We start from the raw sequence: 1,301 nt of genomic DNA, 5'->3' as shown, positions 1-1,301 counted from the left end.
TCTGTTGACAGTGACGAATTTGCAGCAGCACTACAGTTTAGAAAGCAATTTATTAGACCAATTATTTTCGAGGAATCGCCAGGTAATTAAAGCTGTAGATGGGGTTAGCTTAGAGCTAGAACGGGGGGAAATCCTAGGGCTGGTAGGGGAGTCCGGCTGCGGCAAAAGTACGTTATCGCGATCGATTTTGCAGCTAATTCCCCCTACTGGCGGCAAAGTGGAATTTCAAGGAATAGATATCACTGCCCTGGGGCGCGATGCTGTCAGGAAGCACCGCCGTCAAATGCAAATGATATTTCAAGACCCCCACGCTTGCTTGAATCCGATGATGACTGTGGGACAAAGTATTGCTGACCCTTTGTTTATTCACAAATTAGCTAATGCAGAGGAAGCTAAAAAACAAGTAATCCAAATGTTAGAGCGGGTGGGTTTGACTCCTGGGGAGGATTTCTTTCGTCGCTATCCGGGGGAACTTTCAGGCGGACAACAGCAGCGGGTTTCGATCGCGCGGGCTTTGATTACTCGGCCGCAACTGATTATTTGCGATGAACCGGTGAGTATGCTGGATGCTAGCGTGCAGACTCAAGTATTAGAACTGATGTTGGAGTTGAAGCAGGAATTTAATTTGACTTATCTGTTTATTACGCACGATTTGTGGGTGGCGAGGTTTTTTTGCGATCGCATTGCGGTAATGAATGCCGGAAAAATTGTCGAAATCGGGAAGACTAGGGATATTTTTACTAATCCGCAGCACCCTTATACTCAGCAGTTATTGCAGGCAGCTCCTTTATTGGCTCGAACTCATTGACACTCCCCAGCCTCAAGGCATGGGGATTCTTGATTCACAGAATTGACTTGCCGATGCAGAATTGCTTCAACATCGGTAGCGGTCATTTCTCCACAAGCGTTTAGGGTATTACCCCAAGTTCCGGTATGCTCTACCGTACTTAATCCTCGACCGAAGATGACTCTAGCTGCATTCCAATCTCTGTCCATCACACATCCACATTTACAAGCGTGAGTTCGTGTTGATAGACTTTTCTTCACAATCGTTCCACAGTTATAGCATTCCTGGCTTGTCCCGTTGGGTATTACGGCGATCGTAATTCTTCCGAATACTTTACCGAAATACTCCAGCCAGACTCGGAACTGATACCAAGAAGCGTCGTTAATTGATTTAGCCAGACAGTGATTCTTCACCATATTTTTAATCCTCAAATCTTCGTAACTGTAGTTTAGACTAAAAAATAGTCGCAGCTAAAAGTAGCTGGCTTTGAAGAGCAGGCAAGCTGTTACTCAAA

Annotated in this window: 1 protein-coding gene and 1 pseudogene; one reads left to right on the top strand and one right to left on the bottom strand. The window is 45.4% G+C overall.

Annotated elements, in window-relative coordinates; genetic code table 11:
- On the top strand, positions 1 to 808 hold an 808-nt coding region (locus QUB66_RS29655), incomplete at its 5' end, for an ATP-binding cassette domain-containing protein (protein ID WP_332971312.1).
- Here the strand turns inward: QUB66_RS29655 and QUB66_RS29650 are convergent.
- A pseudogene (locus tag QUB66_RS29650) lies at positions 802 to 1,227 on the bottom strand (RNA-guided endonuclease InsQ/TnpB family protein); the annotation flags it as partial. The gene QUB66_RS29655 and the pseudogene QUB66_RS29650 sit on opposite strands and share 7 nt — an antisense overlap.
- Positions 1,228 to 1,301: the final 74 nt, after the last annotated feature.

Source organism: Microcoleus sp. A2-C3, assembly GCF_036706065.1.
In the GTDB taxonomy this organism is placed as follows: Bacteria; Cyanobacteriota; Cyanobacteriia; order Cyanobacteriales; family Microcoleaceae; genus Microcoleus.
This window is presented reverse-complemented; position numbering and strand designations above follow the sequence as displayed.